This window comes from Anaeromassilibacillus sp. SJQ-1 (assembly GCF_046693725.1).
In the GTDB taxonomy this organism is placed as follows: Bacteria; Bacillota; Clostridia; order Oscillospirales; family Acutalibacteraceae; genus Anaeromassilibacillus.
Genome location: NZ_JBKEIV010000023.1, coordinates 1 through 16,057, shown reverse-complemented (window position 1 = coordinate 16,057; position 16,057 = coordinate 1). Strand labels below are relative to the sequence as shown.

The following is a 16,057-nucleotide window of genomic DNA, read 5'->3' as shown; positions in this document are numbered from 1 at the left end:
GGTATTTGGTAAGAACGTGTATGCGATCGGCGGCAACCGTGAAGCGGCTGTTGTTTCCGGCGTTAACGTGTTCAAGACCATCATGGGCATCTTCATTCTTGCTTCCTTCATGTATGGTGTTGGCGGCGTTTTGGAAGCTGCTAGAACAGCTGGTGCAACCAACAACTATGGCGACGGCTACGAACTCGACGCAATCGCGGCTTGCGTGGTCGGCGGCGTATCTTTGAATGGTGGTATCGGTACGGTTGGCGGCATCATCAGCGGCGTGTTGATCTTTACGGTCATCCAGTATGGTCTGCAGTTCATCGGTGTTAGCCCGATGTGGCAGCAGGTGATCAAGGGCATCATTATCGCGATCGCTGTTGCAATCGACCTGTCCAAGTACAGAAGAAAGTAATTTACATCTGAAAATTCAGGCCTGTTCCAGATTTTCTGGAACAGGCCTTTTTTTATTTCCAATTGAATTTGCGGAGAGGTGCAACGATGGGGAGAGAAAAACAAGGGTAGGATGAAAAATTTCCTTGTCTCTGCGGCGAATTTCTGAATTATGCAGCCATATGATTTCGGTTTCTGTTACAATAAAACGAAATAACGATTTTTAGATGGGCTTGTACAAGGTCTTTTATTCCGCTTTTTGAGCGGATATGTTCTCAATATTATCGGTCAATGCGTGCTGTTTTTTCCATCGAATTGCCCGCAGAAAGACCGAGTGTGCCTATGAAATGGAAAGTGTTGCGCAATTTGTGTAAGAATGGTACAATAAATTTAAAGAACAATCAAATAGTTAAAGAATCATTGTCATGAAAGCGGAAATTGTGAGATGCTACAAGAAAGGCCGTGGACTGAAAACAAACAAAGGAGTTTCCACATATGGGACAATATCGAGTAATTGTGGTGGATGATGAGGAGGAGATTCGAGAAGGGATTATCCGGAAAATCGACTGGAATGCCCTGGGATATGAGGTAGTCGGCAGTGCGGAAAATGGCGTAGAGGCATTGGAATTGGCCGAACACCTGCATCCAGACGTCATCATGACCGATATTAAAATGTCGTTCATGGATGGCTTGCAACTGTGTCAACACATCGCGGAGAAAATGCCCTCTGTGAAGATGATTATTTTTTCCGGATTTGATGATTTTGAGTACGCGCAAAGGGCAATCAAATTGAACGTCACGGAGTACTTGCTGAAACCAGTTAATGCGCAGGAGCTCACCCAGACCCTGCAAAAGCTGAAATGCCAATTGGATCAGGAGCTTGCAGATCAGCGTGATATTGAAAAGTTGCGCCGAAATTATCAAGAAAGCTTGCCTGTGCTGCGGGAGCAATTTTTGGTTGGACTCTTGGAAGGACGTGTTCCACAGCAGCGCGTACAAGCACAGGCAGAAATGTTCCAACTTCACTTGGCTGCAAAATATTGGACGGTCGCATTGGTGCATGCAGAGGGAGATTCTGCACAGGCTTTGGCCGATGCAACGCCTCTTCGTAGCGCGCAGGAGTTGGTTCCGCTTTCCGTGGCAAAAACGGTCGGAGAGATTTTGGGGCGGTTTTGCCATTTCACAAGTTTTTCTTTATATGGATAATGTTGTCATTCTGGCGGATTTTCAGAGTGATAACGATGTCACTTCCTTGATTACTGGATTGAATGAAGTCTGTAAGAGTGCATCCCGTGTATTGGGCGGGGACATCTCCGCCGGCGTAGGCGGCCTTTGCACGGATCTCAATGAGATTAGCCGCTCTTATCAGCAGGCGCAAAGCGCATTGGATTACAGCGCTATCATGGGCGAAGGCCGTGCAATATATATTAAGGACGTGGAACCTGACACTTCGGTACAACTGCAATTTGGAGAACAGGAAGAACGTGCCTTGATTAACGCCATCAAATTGGGCGGGGAAGAGGAGATCACAAAGGTGGTCAACGAGCTGTTTTCGCGTTTTGAAGCGCAGCTCATTCCGGTCGGTCAATATCAGGTTTATTTGGTAGAGTTGGTTACTGCATTGTTGCGTGTTGTGCGCACCTATGAACTCAATACAGATGAGGTCTTTGGCGAAGAATTCAATTATTTTACCACGATTTTTTCACATTCACCGTCCAAGATCCGGCAGTGGTTGATCGAGGCTTGTACACGAATTAGTGCTCAGGTCAAACGGGAACGCCTGGACTCTACAAAACTTCTGGCACGCAATGCCAAACAATATATTGAAGAACACTATATGGACCCGGAGATTTCTGTGGAAAAGCTGTGTGCGGTTTTACATGTGAGCCCCGCTTATTTTTCGACGGTTTTCAAGAGGGAAACAGAGATGAGCTTTGTTTCTTATTTGACAGAGGTACGGCTCCAACATGCGCTGAGTTTACTCAATACGACCGACGACAAGACGTATGTGATCGCTGGAAAAGTAGGCTACACGGAGCCGAACTATTTTAGCTATGTTTTTAAAAAGCGTTTCGGCGTCTCCCCTTCCAAATACCGTCAAGCGGCGCCCCCACCAAGGGACAATTCCGAAAAGCCTGTGGGAAAATAGAGAAATTGTAGGGAAGAGGTGGGGTGTGGAACGCGAACCCATGGAGGATTGTGATGCTGAGACGTCTGAGAAACTTTTCGCAGAGGATCAAACATGCTTATAAAAAACGCAGCATCCAGTTTACGATTTCGATCACCTTTACCTTGGTGGCGGTGGCCGGAATGATTCTGGTGGCCGTCATACTGTCCGCGCGGTTTATCAATTCCAGTGAGAAAATGGTCTCCGATGACAACCGGCGTATGTTAAGCCAGGTCAATTTAAACTTGGACAATTACCTGCATAACATGATGCGTGTCTCGGATTCCATGTATTACCGTGTCATCAAAAATGTTGACATTGAGACGGACATGGACAGCCTCGTCAAAGATATGCGCTTGCTTTATGAAACAAACCGGGACCTGTTGGTCAGTGTGGCCGTTTTTACAGACAGCGGTGAAGTAGTCGCTGCGGAGCCGCTCTCTCAGCTGAAATTTACAGTGGACCCCAAGAGCCAGGACTGGTTCGTTGTTGCAAATGAGCGGATTGAAAACTTACATTTTTCTACACCGCATGTACAGAATTTGTTTACCAATTCGGATAACCGGTACAGCTGGGTTGTCTCGTTGAGCCGTTCAGTCGAGCTTACGCGAAGTGGTTCCATTGTGCATGGGGTGCTATTGGTCGATATGAATTTTAGCGGCATCGAACAGATTTGCAAGAATGTCGATCTGGGGGAATCGGGATACCTGTATCTTATAGACGCGAATGGGGAAATCATCTATCATCCGCGCCAACAGTTGATCTACTCCAATTTAATCCATGAAAACAATTTGCAGGCGGCTGCCTACGAGGATGGCACCCATACAGAGGACTTCGAGGGGCAGCAACGTTTGGTGACCGTCAAGACGGTAGGATACACGGGCTGGCGGATTGTCGGCGTGGTGCCCATGTCGGATATTACAAACGATTACAGTCAATTCCAGCTGTTTTCCATGTTCTTTGTTTGCTTTGCCATCTTTTTGTTGATTACAGTGAACATGTTTCTCTCTCAGAGAATCGCCAATCCGGTAAAATCTCTGGAACGTTCGGTTAAGGAACTGGAAAAGGGGAACCTGGATGCTCATATCAGTATCAAAGGTTCCTACGAAATTCAGCATCTTGGAAAAGCAATCCGTTCCATGGCCGAACAGATGCGAAAACTGATGGACGACGTAGTTACAGAGCAGGAGAGCAAACGAAAAAGTGAAATGGATGCGCTGCAATCGCAGATCAATCCCCATTTCCTTTACAATACCCTGGATTCGATTGTTTGGATGGTGGAAAATGAGCGCTACGAAGGCGCTATTCAAATGGTGACATCTCTGGCAAAATTGTTCCGAATTAGCCTTTCGAAGGGAAAAAATATCATTACCGTTGCGGACGAGCTGGAACATGTCCGAAATTATTTAACAATTCAGAAAATTCGCTACAAAAATAAATTTACGTATGAGATTACGGCGGAACCCGAGACACTTCATTGCCAGACCATCAAACTGATTGTACAGCCATTGGTAGAAAACGCGATTTACCATGGAATGGAGTTTATGGACGGAGACGGTGAAATTTATATCCGTGCGTATCGCAAGGATGGGGACCTCTATATCGATGTAGTGGACAATGGCTTGGGGATGCCACAGGAACAGGCGGATGCTCTGCTGACCAAGGACACCGGGAAGGTGCGCGGCAAGGGCTCTGGCATTGGGTTGAAAAATGTACAGGAGCGCATACAACTTTACTTTGGCCCAGATTACGGCCTTTCCCTGTACAGTGAACCGGATGAGGGAACTACGGCCCGAATCCATCTTCCTGCCAAATAAAGGGAAGGAGCTTGCTCCGACCGGAAACCATTTGGGAGGCCTTTGATGAGTAAGAAGAAAATATTGGTGGTTGCCGTCGTGTTTATCCTATTGGGGGTATCCTTGATTGGGTTGTCCGGCGACAGCGGCTGGAATAAAAGATATGAGGAACCCATTCAGATTTCTTTTATTGCCCGAGGGATAAAAACGGAAAGTTGGAGTACAATCGAACAGGGGATTGAACAGGCCGCCAATGATCTGAACGTTGAGATCACGTCCATCTATCTGTCCAGCGAAAACAATGTGGAGGAGCAGGTCGCACTGTTAAAGCGTGAGGTGCAGAACGGCGCAGACGCTGTGATGATTGCGCCGGTCAATTCGCAGGATCTGCGGGCTCCGATTGAGGAAGCGCAGAAATTTGTGCCGGTTGTTGCCATTGAATCTACTGTGGAAGGACTGGAAAACCTCCCCTATATTGGATGCGACAATTTTGCCCTGGGGAGAGCCTTAGGGGAAGAAATATTCAAACAAGGCGCAAAGGGAAATAAAGTGGCTATTTTACAAAGTAGCCTTTCTTGTTCCAGCGTATATGAGCGGTACCAAGGAATGTTGGAGGTCTTACAACAGAATGGGATGGAACTAAGCTTTTGGGAGATCCCGGATGACCCGACGCAAGCGTATGAAACCGCCAAAAAGCTCCTGCAGAAGAGGGATGTCAACAAGGCTGTGGCGTTGGATGGAGCTACCTTGGAGGCGGTTGCCCGTGCGGAGAAGGAGCTCAGCCCGCCGGGAGTGACTACAGTCGATATATTTGGCGTGGGACGCACCAACCAGGTTGTTTCCTATCTGGAAGAAAAAGTCATCACCTCCATTGGAGTGCAAAACGAATTTAATATTGGCTATCTGGGGGTGACAACTGCGGTCAGCCAGATCAAGGGGGACTGGAGCGAAAACGCCACCATAAACTTTGCAATTGTCAATTATGCGGACATGTATACTCCAGAAAATCAGAGGCTGCTATTTCCGTTTGTTCGATGAGCAGCCGCAGAAAGGGATGATCCTGTGACACAGAGACTCGTGAAAAGTGTACTTTGCCTGTTGCTCAGTATGGCTTGTCTTTTCGGGGCCACCGCCTGTCATGTTGACGGGAACTCGCATCCGATACAGACCGTCAAAATTGGCGTGGCAACTTACCGGAGCGATGATACATTCATTGCGGCCCTGTGTGATGATCTGGAACGGCTGTCCAAGGACAAGGAGGCAGAGACGGGGAAGAAAATCATTCTGAATATTACGGATGGGAAAAACAGCCAGTCCAATCAAAACGATCAGGTGGACAACTTCATTTCACAGTCGTATGATGTCATTTGTGTCAATATGGTAGATCGTACGGTCGCTGCGGTCATCATCGATAAGGCCAAGCGTGCGGACATCCCAGTGATCTTTTTCAACCGGGAGCCAGTGGAGGAGGACATCCGGATGTGGAACCGCGCTTACTATGTGGGAACGGATGCCAAGGAATCCGGCATCATGCAGGGCCAGATTATTCTGGATGCCGTACAAAAGAATCCAGAAATTGATAAAAATGGCGATGGTAAGCTGCAATATGTAATGTTGGAAGGGGAACAGGCCCATCAAGATTCCCTGATCCGAACCGAATATTCGGTTAAGACCATCACGGCCACAGGCATTCAAATGGAGAAGTTGGCGAATGACACGGCGAACTGGCAGAGGTCCCTTGGATCAGCGAAAATGCTTGCCTGGCTGGACCAATTCGGTGACGAAATTGAAGTGGTGCTCAGCAACAACGACGATATGGCACTTGGCGCGATCGATGCTCTGAAGGAGCGGGACATGTTGGAGAACGGTCCGGTGGTCGTAGGAGTGGACGGCACAATGTCTGCCCTAGAGGCGATTCAAAATGGAGAAATGCTCGGTTCTGTGGTCAATGACGCGCAGATTCAGGCTCAAGCAATGTTGGACATTGCCTGCACATTGGCGGACGGTGAAGATCCACAGGCAACGGTACAGCGGATGAACGGTCAATATGTGCGGGCGCCGCATCGAATTGTCACGCAAGAGAATGTGCAGGAAGAGATGGATTATCTCACACAAACGGAATAAAATAGCAAAGGCCCGCGGATGGTTCTCCGCGGGCCTTTTTACGGTTGTCCAAAAGGAAATGTTGGCGGCAGGGCGCATAGAGTTCTTCATTCCCAAACAGATTCTTGTTGATAAAACGAAAATGTAGCGACAATTCTTGCCAGTTTAAAGGACGTTTTCCCCCTGCGACGCGCGATCCTCGGCTGGCGAACGGCCGATCACTTTTTTATAAACCTGTGAAAAATGGGAGAAGTTGGAATATCCGACCTTTGCTGCAACCATGCTTACAGGCAACGCTGTGGTGCGCAAAAGGTCCTGCGCTACCTTCATTTTTTCAGCTACAATAAAATCTTTGAGCTGTACACCCATCTCTTTTTTGAAAAGGCGGGAGAGATAGTCGGGATTCAGGTAGAACTCCTCTGCAATTTCTGTACGACGAATGTCCCGTTCGATATGATTCTGAATGTACTGAACAATCTGTTCCATCTGCCCCTTCGTATCTTTGTCTGAATGGACATCCGTCTGGAAGGCTCTGGTGGCACGATCCAGCCAACCCTTCACATCGTCGATGGTCAGGTAGTTGTTCAGAGAACGCTGGCTGTATTTCTTTTCGGGAAGGAATTCTCCCGGAGGAATGGAGGCATCCTCAGCAGCGCTGCACAGGATTTGTAACATAGATTGATAAAAGCACTGAAGGGTGTCGGCATCCAATGTCCCGGCTTGCGCCAGATTGTCCAAATATCCCTTGGCTTCACGACCGACTAGGGGCGCATATCCACTGGTCAATAGGCTCTCCCAACGTTTGAAATTGGGAGACTCTTTGTGCTCATGTGGGGTCTCAGCGATGTCCCCAGGAAAAAAGACCCCGCTGGCCAACGCAACATTTTGTTCGCGCAGATGCAGGAGTACACGCGCACGGCCGGTCAATTCGGAAGGGAACAGACGAGGGCCGGCATAGCACGCGACTTCGCAATGGAAGTGATTGGCACAAGCCTCCCAAAAGGAGGTCAGCTGTCTCTTTTAAAGCCGATTCATCCATAAAGATGCTTTCCTCTGCATAGGAGAGAAAGGCAAAAGAAGAGCGATCCAGCTGAACCAAAAGAATCTTTTGGCCGTACTGGGCAAACAATTCAGATAAGATATTTGCAAAGGCATATTTTACAAGGTCACGGTTCCACCCGTTTGTACAATCGTTCCATCGGAGAAGCTGGATCAAAACATAATAGGCCGGCGTGTCGCCGTGGATAGGTATTTCTAACTTTTCGAAGTCCTCTAGGATGGTGGAGAGTTGAACCTCTTCCCCACAATACCAACCTTTGAGCATTCCTTCCAACAGAACATCGCGGCGTCGATACATCATTTTTCCATAGGAGGAATACTCTTGAAGTTCCCGGCGGGTCTCCACCTTGTGTATGGCCCGAAGGACAGATGCTTGGATATCTTCATAACGGGCAGGCTGAAGGATGTAATCGAATCCACCCAGGCGAACAGCCTCCTTGGCATAATAGAAATCTGCGTGCGCTGTCAAAAAAATGCATTCGGTGTCCAGGCCTTGTTCCTGAACCCAACGGAAAAGAGCAAGCCCATTTTCCACAGGCATTTCAATGTCGCAGAGCATAATGTCAACCCGCTGTGTCAATAGAATCTGCTTTGCCTCAAAGGCGTTATATGCTGGGACAACCTTTGTCACCCCAATATCACTCCAATGCACGCCGGAGATGATTCCACCAACCACATTGGATTGATCATCGACCACAAGAACGGTCATCGCTGTCACCTTCTTCTGGAATAAAAATTTCGATTCGGGAACCTCTTTTCAGATTACTGAACGAGAAAATGCTCTTACCTTTATAGAGCAACGCAAAACGATGCTTCACGTTAAGGATACCGACATGCTGCCCCGTGTATTCAAATTTCCCCGCTTGGTTAAGCGCTTCCAGCATTTCCGGTGGAAACCCACTTCCATTGTCGGAGATGGAAATATTGATATATCGCGCCTCTTCCGTTTTGAGTGCCATTGTTGCTTTGCAAATAAACTACAAAATATTTGCAAATAAACTACAAAATTTATTTTTGATCTCATTGCCAATAATTGTATAAATATGAGTATTAATAGGAGATAAAAAAACAACGAAGTAGATAACGCTACAACATATTGGCCGTACTAATGGAAGTATATACTCTAGCCTCTACTTATCAGGATGCAAAGACGTATACGGCAGAGCTCGTAAAACATTGGGAAAATAGAGATTTTAGATGAGAACCAGTCAAAGGTAGTTAAATAAATTAAGAAAAAGTCGGAGCAGTTTAACGCTCCGGGTTTTAATAATTCCGAATAATAAGTTCGCCGAATTTTTTGCCCGGTGCAAGATTGTTAGAGCGGCTGACTGCTTCGATGTTGTACTCCGCATAGAGATTGTGTATAAAATCATCATTGTTATAAGAGAGGATAAACTTGCCTTTAAGGTGGGATAAAATATCTTTTAGGCGTAAATGATCAGCCTCCGTAAAGTCTATATCGTAATATTGTTCTGTCCCATAATAGGGAGGATCAAGATAAAATAATGCATCCGGCCGATCGTATACTTTGATTAAATCCTCAAAATCCTTATGCTCAATTACAACTCGAGATAATCTCTTACTGACTTGTGTTAAATAATTTACGGTACTATTAATATCACGCGGTCGACAGGAGTAGCTCCGGCAATCTGCTCCAAAGCTCTCTCGGATGAGGGTGTAATACAATGCAGCACGCTGTATATCTGTCATGGCCCATGGAGGAGACGCCTGGCAGCAGGATTGGAAAACTTCCCGAGAATTAAGGACAAACTCTAGCTCATCTTGGAGGGCTTTGGGGTGATATTTTACGATCCTAAATAGATTGACGAGTCTACCATCGGCATCGTTATATACCTCTATGGGAGCGTGACGATCGCGACCAAATAAGACCCAGCCAGCACCTCCAAAGACCTCGATGTATCTACCAAAGTGATCGGGGAACCTCTCAATTATTTTGTTTCGGAGCAATTTTTTGCCTCCAATACGACTAATAAAACTATCCAATTACTATCAATTCCTTTCTTAAACAACAACACCCCCAGTTTTTACACTGGGGGTGTTGTCAATATTTTTCACATTTTTATGTAGGTGAGATGACCATAGATCAACATTAATATGTTCATCTTACCTCCTACGATAACCAAATTGCCCTTATTTTGACGGTTGTTACAGCCTCACTCATAGACATTACATTAAATTGTAGGCCCTTAGCACAATCATCTGCCATTATATTAGACATATCAACAACTGTAACACTGTCAAAAGATTCGATCAAAGTTTTGCCTATACTAAACATACCCTTAGAATCTAATAAGCTAATCTTGACAGCCCCTCCGCCAATCTTATTAATATTGCAATCGATATCCACACCTAATCGGGTATAAGACATAAATATCCCAGACGTCTCATCTGATGTACCTGCAGATAATGTGAGAGTCGACTGGGTCATTAATGCAGCACTAGAATCAGCATTGATCTCAATATATGTATCTGACTCTAGGTGATCACCATTATATATGTGAGTTGTAAGCAGCGTATCACTCCAAACACCTGTCCTGTAAATATATGTCCTGCTGCTGGGCGGAGTGGCTCCGCCGTATACGGGACGCATAATCCCTGTACGATCTTGTAGCCAGCTGCTGGTCGCCGATCGTATCACTCCGTCCGCCCCGGATATAGGTACTACCGATACGGATTGTATGATGCCTTGTGGATTAGCCCGTATGATTGGCACGTTACCCCTCCTCAAAGACAAAAGCAACGGTATCTGTAGGCAACGTCTCTGGCGTGGCCTCCATTACCGTAAAATGTAGTCCATTGACACTGGCTGCATCGCCGTCAACATCCAGTTTTGTTGCGAGGAGAGCATCCATTATATCGACAGGGACCGCCCCTATGGCATCACACATATCATCTGATGATTTCCAGACAGGCACAGAACTACTCTGCTGTGACAAAAAGGCGCTACTGGATGGAGGAGACAGCTGTGTTATAGTCGATGAGGATGATGCGTATAGCAGACCATACCGAGTTAAACTTGACTTTCCGGTACCTCCATGATTAACCTTAAGCGTACCCGTGAGATCATCTGCATAAGGACGATCTTTGCCTATTGCAATCCAGGCCACACCGTCATACTGCAACAGCTGAGGGATATTTTCTGTAAGCCAACTATACGAATATGCTGATGCACGGGTCATATTGGTGTAGCTGTAATGGTGATAAATCGTTTTAGCACCTAATCCATTGAGATCCAGGGTAGGTACCACCGTCGTGCTAGTAACATGGGGGATAATTACAATCATCATCCCTGTGATTAGCTCTGTGATGCCATCTACTGTCGCTGTGTATTTGCTACCAGAACCTGATGTAGTGACAATGGGACAACTACCGTCCCCTTTAGGACCTTGTGGCCCTGCTGGCCCGGTCTCGCCAGGGTCTCCCTTAGGACCTTGCGGTCCCTCCGGCCCGGTCTCGCCGGGATCTCCCTTAGGACCTTGTGGTCCTTCCGGCCCGGTCTCGCCAGGGTCTCCCTTAGGACCTTGTGGCCCTGCTGGCCCGGTCTCGCCAGGGTCTCCCTTAGGACCTTGCGGTCCCTCCGGCCCGGTCTCGCCGGGGTCTCCTTTGGGCCCCTGCGGCCCTGCTGGCCCGGTCTCGCCAGGGTCTCCCTTAGGACCTTGCGGTCCCTCCGGCCCGGTCTCGCCGGGGTCTCCCTTAGGACCCTGTGGTCCCTCCGGCCCGGTCTCGCCGGGATCTCCTTTAGGACCTTGCGGTCCCTCTGGTCCGGTCTCGCCGGGATCTCCCTTAGGACCTTGCGGTCCCTCCGGTCCGGTCTCTCCAGGGTCTCCTTTGGGACCCTGTGGCCCCGCTGGACCGGTCTCGCCAGGGTCTCCCTTAGGACCTTGCGGTCCCTCCGGCCCGGTCTCGCCGGGATCTCCTTTAGGACCTTGCGGTCCCTCTGGTCCGGTCTCGCCGGGATCTCCCTTAGGACCTTGCGGTCCCTCCGGTCCGGTCTCGCCAGGGTCTCCTTTGGGACCCTGTGGCCCCGCTGGACCGGTCTCGCCGGGATCTCCCTTAGGACCTTGCGGTCCCTCCGGCCCGGTCTCGCCGGGGTCTCCTTTAGGCCCCTGCGGCCCTACTGGCCCGGTCTCACCGGGGTCTCCTTTGGGCCCCTGCGGTCCTGCTGGACCGGTCTCGCCGGGATCTCCCTTAGGTCCTTGCGGTCCCTCTGGTCCGGTCTCGCCAGGGTCTCCTTTGGGACCCTGTGGTCCCGCTGGCCCGGTCTCGCCGGAATCTCCCTTAGGACCTTGCGGTCCCTCTGGCCCGGTCTCGCCAGGGTCTCCTTTGGGACCCTGTGGCCCCGCTGGCCCGGTCTCGCCGGGATCTCCCTTAGGTCCTTGCGGTCCCTCTGGCCCGGTCTCGCCGGGATCTCCCTTAGGCCCTTGTGGTCCTTCCGGCCCGGTCTCGCCAGGGTCTCCTTTGGGTCCGATCGCATCTACACCAGAGTCGACAAACTCTCCGGCATCTTTGTCCCAAATCATCCATGTACCGTCAGGGCTAATGTAAGGACTGCTCCCCACTACTACCTGCGCACGATCTGCCGCCTCTACAGCCTCATCACGAGCGTCCATTACTTGCTGCTCAAGCTCCACAAACTCAGAGGGGAGTGGTGATGGGACATCCCCAGGAGCATTGATGCTCCTCTTGATCCTCAGATCAATAATAGCGGACTTTTTGGTGCGCCCATCTGGAGCCTCGTATCTGAGCTGCACATGAGCGATCCCACCCTCTGGGATATACTCCCTCTTGATAGGGATACGTAGGATAAGGTTATCCTCCGATACCTGTGCGTCCACCAGCCAAACATCTTTGCGTATCCCCGTCTCTGCGTCCATAGCAATTGTCCAGTCTGCATACATAGCTCCACCGGTCTGCAGTATAACCAAAGTGTAGACATTATGCTCTGCGGCATACCCTACAACCAGCTCTTGCGGAGCTGCAGATATACTCCAATCCCGATTAAGTGTAATCATGTACTCCTCCGGTTAGACAGTCTCATCGGTCGATTTACCGTCTTTGATACGGATAACCGCCTGATATGCACCATTGCTTGCCAAGCTAACAAGAGCTGCATTCAGCGGTATCAGCGCCCAGACCGTCCAGGGCTGCATCCAACCGCCTGTGGCTGCTGTTGTGACGACCAGTAGCACCGCCGCAATGATGTAAGACAGCCACTGCGTCGGTAGCTTCAGCCGTCATACTCTTCAGCATTTGGGTGAACAAGCCCGTACAGGCCGCAACCCCTGTAAAAGTGGCCAAAGTCTCCCAACTTAAAAAGCTATTAATATCCATATTAATCCTCCTTAATCTCTACTTAATCAACACACCAAACAGCAACTTGCCGTTTGCATATACGCCTGTGCTTTGACCTGACTTGCCAATTGCCCTCACACCAAATATGTAATCATTACCTGATTGACGTCCAGTAATTGTCTGCAGCACCGCACCATTGCCCACGGTAAAGGCTGGCTTAACAGGGCTTGTTAGCTTGACGTGGTAACTGCCACCTTGTACCAAAGTGATGTCCTGCGTGGTATCAGATATTACAGGTGCATCTTTGCCCACAGCGGCGAGGATGCCAGTCGCAATCAAACGGGCTGCATGTGTAGGATCAAATCGGCGCATGTCGTTTGGGGAGTCGATAAAACCGAGCTCAATTAAGATAGCTGGAGCCGTCGTCTCCCGGATGACTGCGTAATAATCACGGCCATCCGTGCCAGTCTTGGTTTTGACGCCCCGATCATGATATCCAAGTCTAAGGAGTACTCGCTGTACCTGCTCAGCCAATTTGCGAGACCTGGTGCCTATGATCGAGCAATAAGTCTCCAGACCGGATCCACCACCAGCATTGAGGTGGACGCTCACAAAATAATCGGCTCCCCACCGATTAGACAATGAGGCGCGCTTATCGACATCCACATACGTATCTGTCGATCTTGTCTGTCCAACGGATATCCCGTATGAGTTAAGCAATTTTGCAAGCTCTACACATACCTGCAATGTACAATCCTTTTCCCGTCGCCCCTGGGCACAAGCACCGGGGTCATTGCCTCCGTGCCCAGCATCAATCCATATCCTCATTATTACTCACCTCCACCTCGACAAAATAGGAAGACACAAGCTCATGAGGCAAATACTGTAGGTTGATTGTACCTCCATCCTCCTCGCCCTCTTGTTGACATAGATACAGTTTACCGTCTTCTGGGTCAAGATAGTATTTGCCATACGTGTACTCCATGCCCTTTGCTGCGGGTATAGGGTCATCCTGTGTCCCTGCATGGACAACATCAATGACCTCCCACAAATTGGGCGTCTTATCTGGTGTCCAATCAGCTTGTGTCGTATGGCCTTGCCCATCACGGACCTTATACAGTTTTTGCGTCGGCGTGTAGTATCTCCGATCTCCAGGTACTACTGCCTCCCCAACTATCCAATAGGGATACAAGGATGGGGCCTTAGCCGCCTCCTGATCCGGTGCATAGGAGACCAGCATCTCAATGTTATCACGGGTGGTCTGTGCCAGCTCTGGGGTAATCGCGTCCGGAGTGACACCAATAATGGTGGCGACTGCAGCGGCTTGCACCTCAGATTGCTCCATGAGTTGAGTCTCTCTTACGCTGACCTCCTTGACGAGTTCTATGCCGATTTGCCCCTCCTGATAATAAGACCGGACAAAAAGGGTATAGCCCTCGATCGGCTTGTCTGCTCCTGTGATCGTCATAGACTTTGTTTTAGCTGTGTCTGTAAAAATGGTACGCAACTCCTGGTCTGTGTAATCCTGTGGATCAAATTTGATGCAGACACCAGGGCGATAGACGCCCTTATACGATTGATTGGCTCCGGTATTACCAATGCAATAGAGCCGTGTACCATCTGCCATTGTCAAGATCATATGAAATCCTCCCATTGACTTGATTTCTTGCGCCGGAAGCGCAGGAAAAGAAACCGAAAACGGGAATCCCGTCTGTTGAGGGATATCCCGCAATGCTTGCTTATACTCTTGCCATACCGCACGAGTGGCCTCGTCCATCGCCGACCAGTTAGACGGATTGCAATAAATCAGATCGCACTGATTAAGGAGCTCGTCCCGGTATGCATACATTTTTTTTGCAGTCGTAAAAAATCCGTCTCGATAATACCAATATCCAGATACTACGTTATTAGGTACATCCTCAATCTCTTTTGTATGATAAAGCGAGAGAGGGTAATATGTATCCGTATCGCATGCATATATGGTGTCAGAGTCGTCCTCCTGGCACGCAACAATAACCCCATTAGATTGTCTTTTTGTAGGGATTATATGATCGGACATATCTACAATTAAGTCCTGTTGGTCTAACAAAAGAAACATCGTTACCTCCTATATGCAAAAGCCAAAACATATACCTTTTGAGACAGACAGATCAGTCGATGTCGTATAATTTCCACCAGTACTAATATACATCCATCGGTTTGTATATGATCTGTTAGGAGTTCTAAGCCAATAATCTTCGACGGATCCATCCCCATTTGATAGGCGTTTAATTCGGCTGGCCGCATCTGTAAAAATTGGATAAGGATACCCTTCTTCCGAAGATAGATATGCTGATTCAGCGCCGGACATTAGCCATAGTTTATCTACCGTAGAAATAGTATCATAAGACGACCCTGGTCTATATGTCTTTTTTATTACAGGCTTTATTACAGATTTAAGGTCTTCGGGAAGTTGTGCAAATATAGCCTCTAATTTTGTCCTCATTATGCAATCAGACCAATCTTCGTCTTGTTCTGCTACTCTTGACGTATCTTGCATAAGATTTTTTAATCCAAAGGTGATAGAAGCTTTTCCGCCTCCTTCGAGATCATCGTGATCAAAATCCCAAATTTGTGCAGTAAGTGTCTCTCCTGTGCTTAATTTAATGTTTTTTGTGTCTCCAACAGCCCAGTAGTCTGCCGCAACTCCCGCACTAGCTGCTTGGGCAATCTGGTCCCAACTATTGTCCTCCAAATCCGGATATATAGACCTAATAGCAATTGTCTGCATCCCGTAGTATGGTCCAGTTGTTATATCCCGATATGTATCTCCACAGGTAATACGATATGTCGTATCAGCGGAGCTAAGTCCAATGACTTTTTTAAGCGTCTCTGGGACTGTGCCCGTATACACAGTATCGTCACCTTGGGCAACTGTAAATTCCTCACCAGAAAATTCTGGGTCGAAGGAAATTGTGACCAAATGGAGTGCCAATGTGCGATTGTACAGAGCACTAAACATTAGATCGGGAGTAGCCTTTGTACCGAGATCAAGTAATGAGGCTGTATCGTCCTGTAGGAGCGTCGCCTTATTGAGTGGAGTACCATCCTCTATTGGATCGTCTGCACGGCTCATGTCAAATACATTGGTCTGCCCACTGACAGGCGTAAGCAATACCCGCCCCGGATGTGTTGATATCCTATCTTTGATAAATCATACCTCCCCTACATAGAGATCGCCGCAAAAACACCAAGCGGCAGCCAT

Annotated in this window: 16 protein-coding genes; 6 read left to right on the top strand and 10 right to left on the bottom strand. The window is 48.4% G+C overall.

The features are described 5' to 3' along the window. The 6 genes from ACGCCZ_RS06845 to ACGCCZ_RS06820 form a co-directional block, all read left to right on the top strand. Nucleotides 1-397 (top strand): ABC transporter permease subunit (locus ACGCCZ_RS06845; protein WP_411655625.1); only part of this gene is annotated, 397 nt, incomplete at its 5' end. 473 nt (nt 398-870) lie between these two features. Next, complete coding sequence (locus ACGCCZ_RS06840) at nt 871-1,581, top strand: response regulator (RefSeq protein ID WP_411655624.1); 711 nt, start codon at nt 871-873, stop codon at nt 1,579-1,581. Further along, complete coding sequence (locus ACGCCZ_RS06835) at nt 1,574-2,524, top strand: helix-turn-helix domain-containing protein (RefSeq protein WP_411655623.1); 951 nt, start codon at nt 1,574-1,576, stop codon at nt 2,522-2,524. The genes ACGCCZ_RS06840 and ACGCCZ_RS06835 overlap by 8 nt, the downstream gene beginning before the upstream one ends. Before the next feature lie 53 nt (nt 2,525-2,577). After that, complete coding sequence (locus ACGCCZ_RS06830) at nt 2,578-4,359, top strand: sensor histidine kinase (RefSeq protein ID WP_054323297.1); 1,782 nt, start codon at nt 2,578-2,580, stop codon at nt 4,357-4,359. Nucleotides 4,360-4,404: 45 nt separating this feature from the next. Further along, nucleotides 4,405-5,376, top strand: coding sequence for a substrate-binding domain-containing protein (locus tag ACGCCZ_RS06825; protein ID WP_054323296.1), 972 nt, complete (start codon nt 4,405-4,407; stop codon nt 5,374-5,376). Nucleotides 5,377-5,445: 69 nt separating this feature from the next. Next, nucleotides 5,446-6,462 (top strand): galactose ABC transporter substrate-binding protein, encoded by a 1,017-nt coding sequence (locus ACGCCZ_RS06820; RefSeq protein WP_082402086.1) that lies wholly within the window; start codon nt 5,446-5,448, stop codon nt 6,460-6,462. Between the two features lie 144 nt (nt 6,463-6,606). On the opposite strand, the gene ACGCCZ_RS06815 is transcribed toward ACGCCZ_RS06820, so the two are convergent. The 10 genes from ACGCCZ_RS06815 to ACGCCZ_RS06770 form a co-directional block, all read right to left on the bottom strand. Further along, on the bottom strand, nt 6,607-7,227 hold the full coding sequence (locus ACGCCZ_RS06815) for a helix-turn-helix transcriptional regulator (RefSeq protein WP_411655622.1): 621 nt from the start codon (nt 7,225-7,227) through the stop codon (nt 6,607-6,609). 52 nt (nt 7,228-7,279) lie between these two features. Further along, entirely contained in the window at nt 7,280-8,209 is a 930-nt protein-coding gene (locus tag ACGCCZ_RS06810; RefSeq protein WP_411655621.1) for a response regulator, read from the bottom strand. Further along, entirely contained in the window at nt 8,187-8,459 is a 273-nt protein-coding gene (locus ACGCCZ_RS06805; protein WP_411655620.1) for a sensor histidine kinase, read from the bottom strand. The genes ACGCCZ_RS06810 and ACGCCZ_RS06805 overlap by 23 nt, the downstream gene beginning before the upstream one ends. A gap of 304 nt (nt 8,460-8,763) precedes the next feature. After that, the gene (locus ACGCCZ_RS06800; RefSeq protein ID WP_411655619.1) at nt 8,764-9,504 is read right to left on the bottom strand and encodes a DNA adenine methylase; all 741 of its coding nucleotides are present in this window, start codon (nt 9,502-9,504) and stop codon (nt 8,764-8,766) included. 127 nt (nt 9,505-9,631) lie between these two features. Beyond that, on the bottom strand, nt 9,632-9,889 hold the full coding sequence (locus tag ACGCCZ_RS06795; RefSeq protein WP_411655618.1) for a hypothetical protein: 258 nt from the start codon (nt 9,887-9,889) through the stop codon (nt 9,632-9,634). Nucleotides 9,890-10,235: 346 nt separating this feature from the next. Continuing rightward, nucleotides 10,236-12,533, bottom strand: a complete 2,298-nt coding sequence (locus ACGCCZ_RS06790) for a hypothetical protein (protein WP_411655617.1) — start codon at nt 12,531-12,533, stop codon at nt 10,236-10,238. A gap of 85 nt (nt 12,534-12,618) precedes the next feature. Then, nucleotides 12,619-12,852, bottom strand: coding sequence for a hypothetical protein (locus tag ACGCCZ_RS06785; RefSeq protein ID WP_411655616.1), 234 nt, complete (start codon nt 12,850-12,852; stop codon nt 12,619-12,621). An 18-nt stretch (nt 12,853-12,870) separates the two neighbouring features. Beyond that, nucleotides 12,871-13,641, bottom strand: coding sequence for an N-acetylmuramoyl-L-alanine amidase (locus ACGCCZ_RS06780; RefSeq protein WP_411655615.1), 771 nt, complete (start codon nt 13,639-13,641; stop codon nt 12,871-12,873). Then, nucleotides 13,625-14,911 carry a phage tail assembly chaperone gene (locus ACGCCZ_RS06775; protein ID WP_411655614.1) on the bottom strand — a complete coding sequence of 429 codons (1,287 nt, stop codon included), beginning with the start codon at nt 14,909-14,911 and terminating at the stop codon, nt 13,625-13,627. The genes ACGCCZ_RS06780 and ACGCCZ_RS06775 overlap by 17 nt, the downstream gene beginning before the upstream one ends. A gap of 9 nt (nt 14,912-14,920) precedes the next feature. After that, on the bottom strand, nt 14,921-15,928 hold the full coding sequence (locus ACGCCZ_RS06770) for a DUF6273 domain-containing protein (RefSeq protein WP_411655613.1): 1,008 nt from the start codon (nt 15,926-15,928) through the stop codon (nt 14,921-14,923). Between the last annotated feature and the right edge of the window lie 129 nt (nt 15,929-16,057).

Bases quoted from the DNA above. Each gene is read 5' to 3' on its own strand.
- ACGCCZ_RS06805 (WP_411655620.1), bottom strand. From the start codon at position 8,459: ATGGCACTCAAAACGGAAGAGGCGCGATATATCAATATTTCCATCTCC.
- ACGCCZ_RS06840 (WP_411655624.1), top strand. From the start codon at position 871: ATGGGACAATATCGAGTAATTGTGGTGGATGATGAGGAGGAGATTCGA.
- ACGCCZ_RS06785 (WP_411655616.1), bottom strand. From the start codon at position 12,852: ATGGATATTAATAGCTTTTTAAGTTGGGAGACTTTGGCCACTTTTACA.
- ACGCCZ_RS06835 (WP_411655623.1), top strand. From the start codon at position 1,574: ATGGATAATGTTGTCATTCTGGCGGATTTTCAGAGTGATAACGATGTC.
- ACGCCZ_RS06790 (WP_411655617.1), bottom strand. From the start codon at position 12,533: ATGATTACACTTAATCGGGATTGGAGTATATCTGCAGCTCCGCAAGAG.
- ACGCCZ_RS06825 (WP_054323296.1), top strand. From the start codon at position 4,405: ATGAGTAAGAAGAAAATATTGGTGGTTGCCGTCGTGTTTATCCTATTG.
- ACGCCZ_RS06775 (WP_411655614.1), bottom strand. From the start codon at position 14,911: ATGTTTCTTTTGTTAGACCAACAGGACTTAATTGTAGATATGTCCGAT.
- ACGCCZ_RS06820 (WP_082402086.1), top strand. From the start codon at position 5,446: ATGGCTTGTCTTTTCGGGGCCACCGCCTGTCATGTTGACGGGAACTCG.
- ACGCCZ_RS06770 (WP_411655613.1), bottom strand. From the start codon at position 15,928: ATGAGCCGTGCAGACGATCCAATAGAGGATGGTACTCCACTCAATAAG.
- ACGCCZ_RS06810 (WP_411655621.1), bottom strand. From the start codon at position 8,209: ATGACCGTTCTTGTGGTCGATGATCAATCCAATGTGGTTGGTGGAATC.
- ACGCCZ_RS06795 (WP_411655618.1), bottom strand. From the start codon at position 9,889: ATGTCTTATACCCGATTAGGTGTGGATATCGATTGCAATATTAATAAG.
- ACGCCZ_RS06830 (WP_054323297.1), top strand. From the start codon at position 2,578: ATGCTGAGACGTCTGAGAAACTTTTCGCAGAGGATCAAACATGCTTAT.
- ACGCCZ_RS06780 (WP_411655615.1), bottom strand. From the start codon at position 13,641: ATGAGGATATGGATTGATGCTGGGCACGGAGGCAATGACCCCGGTGCT.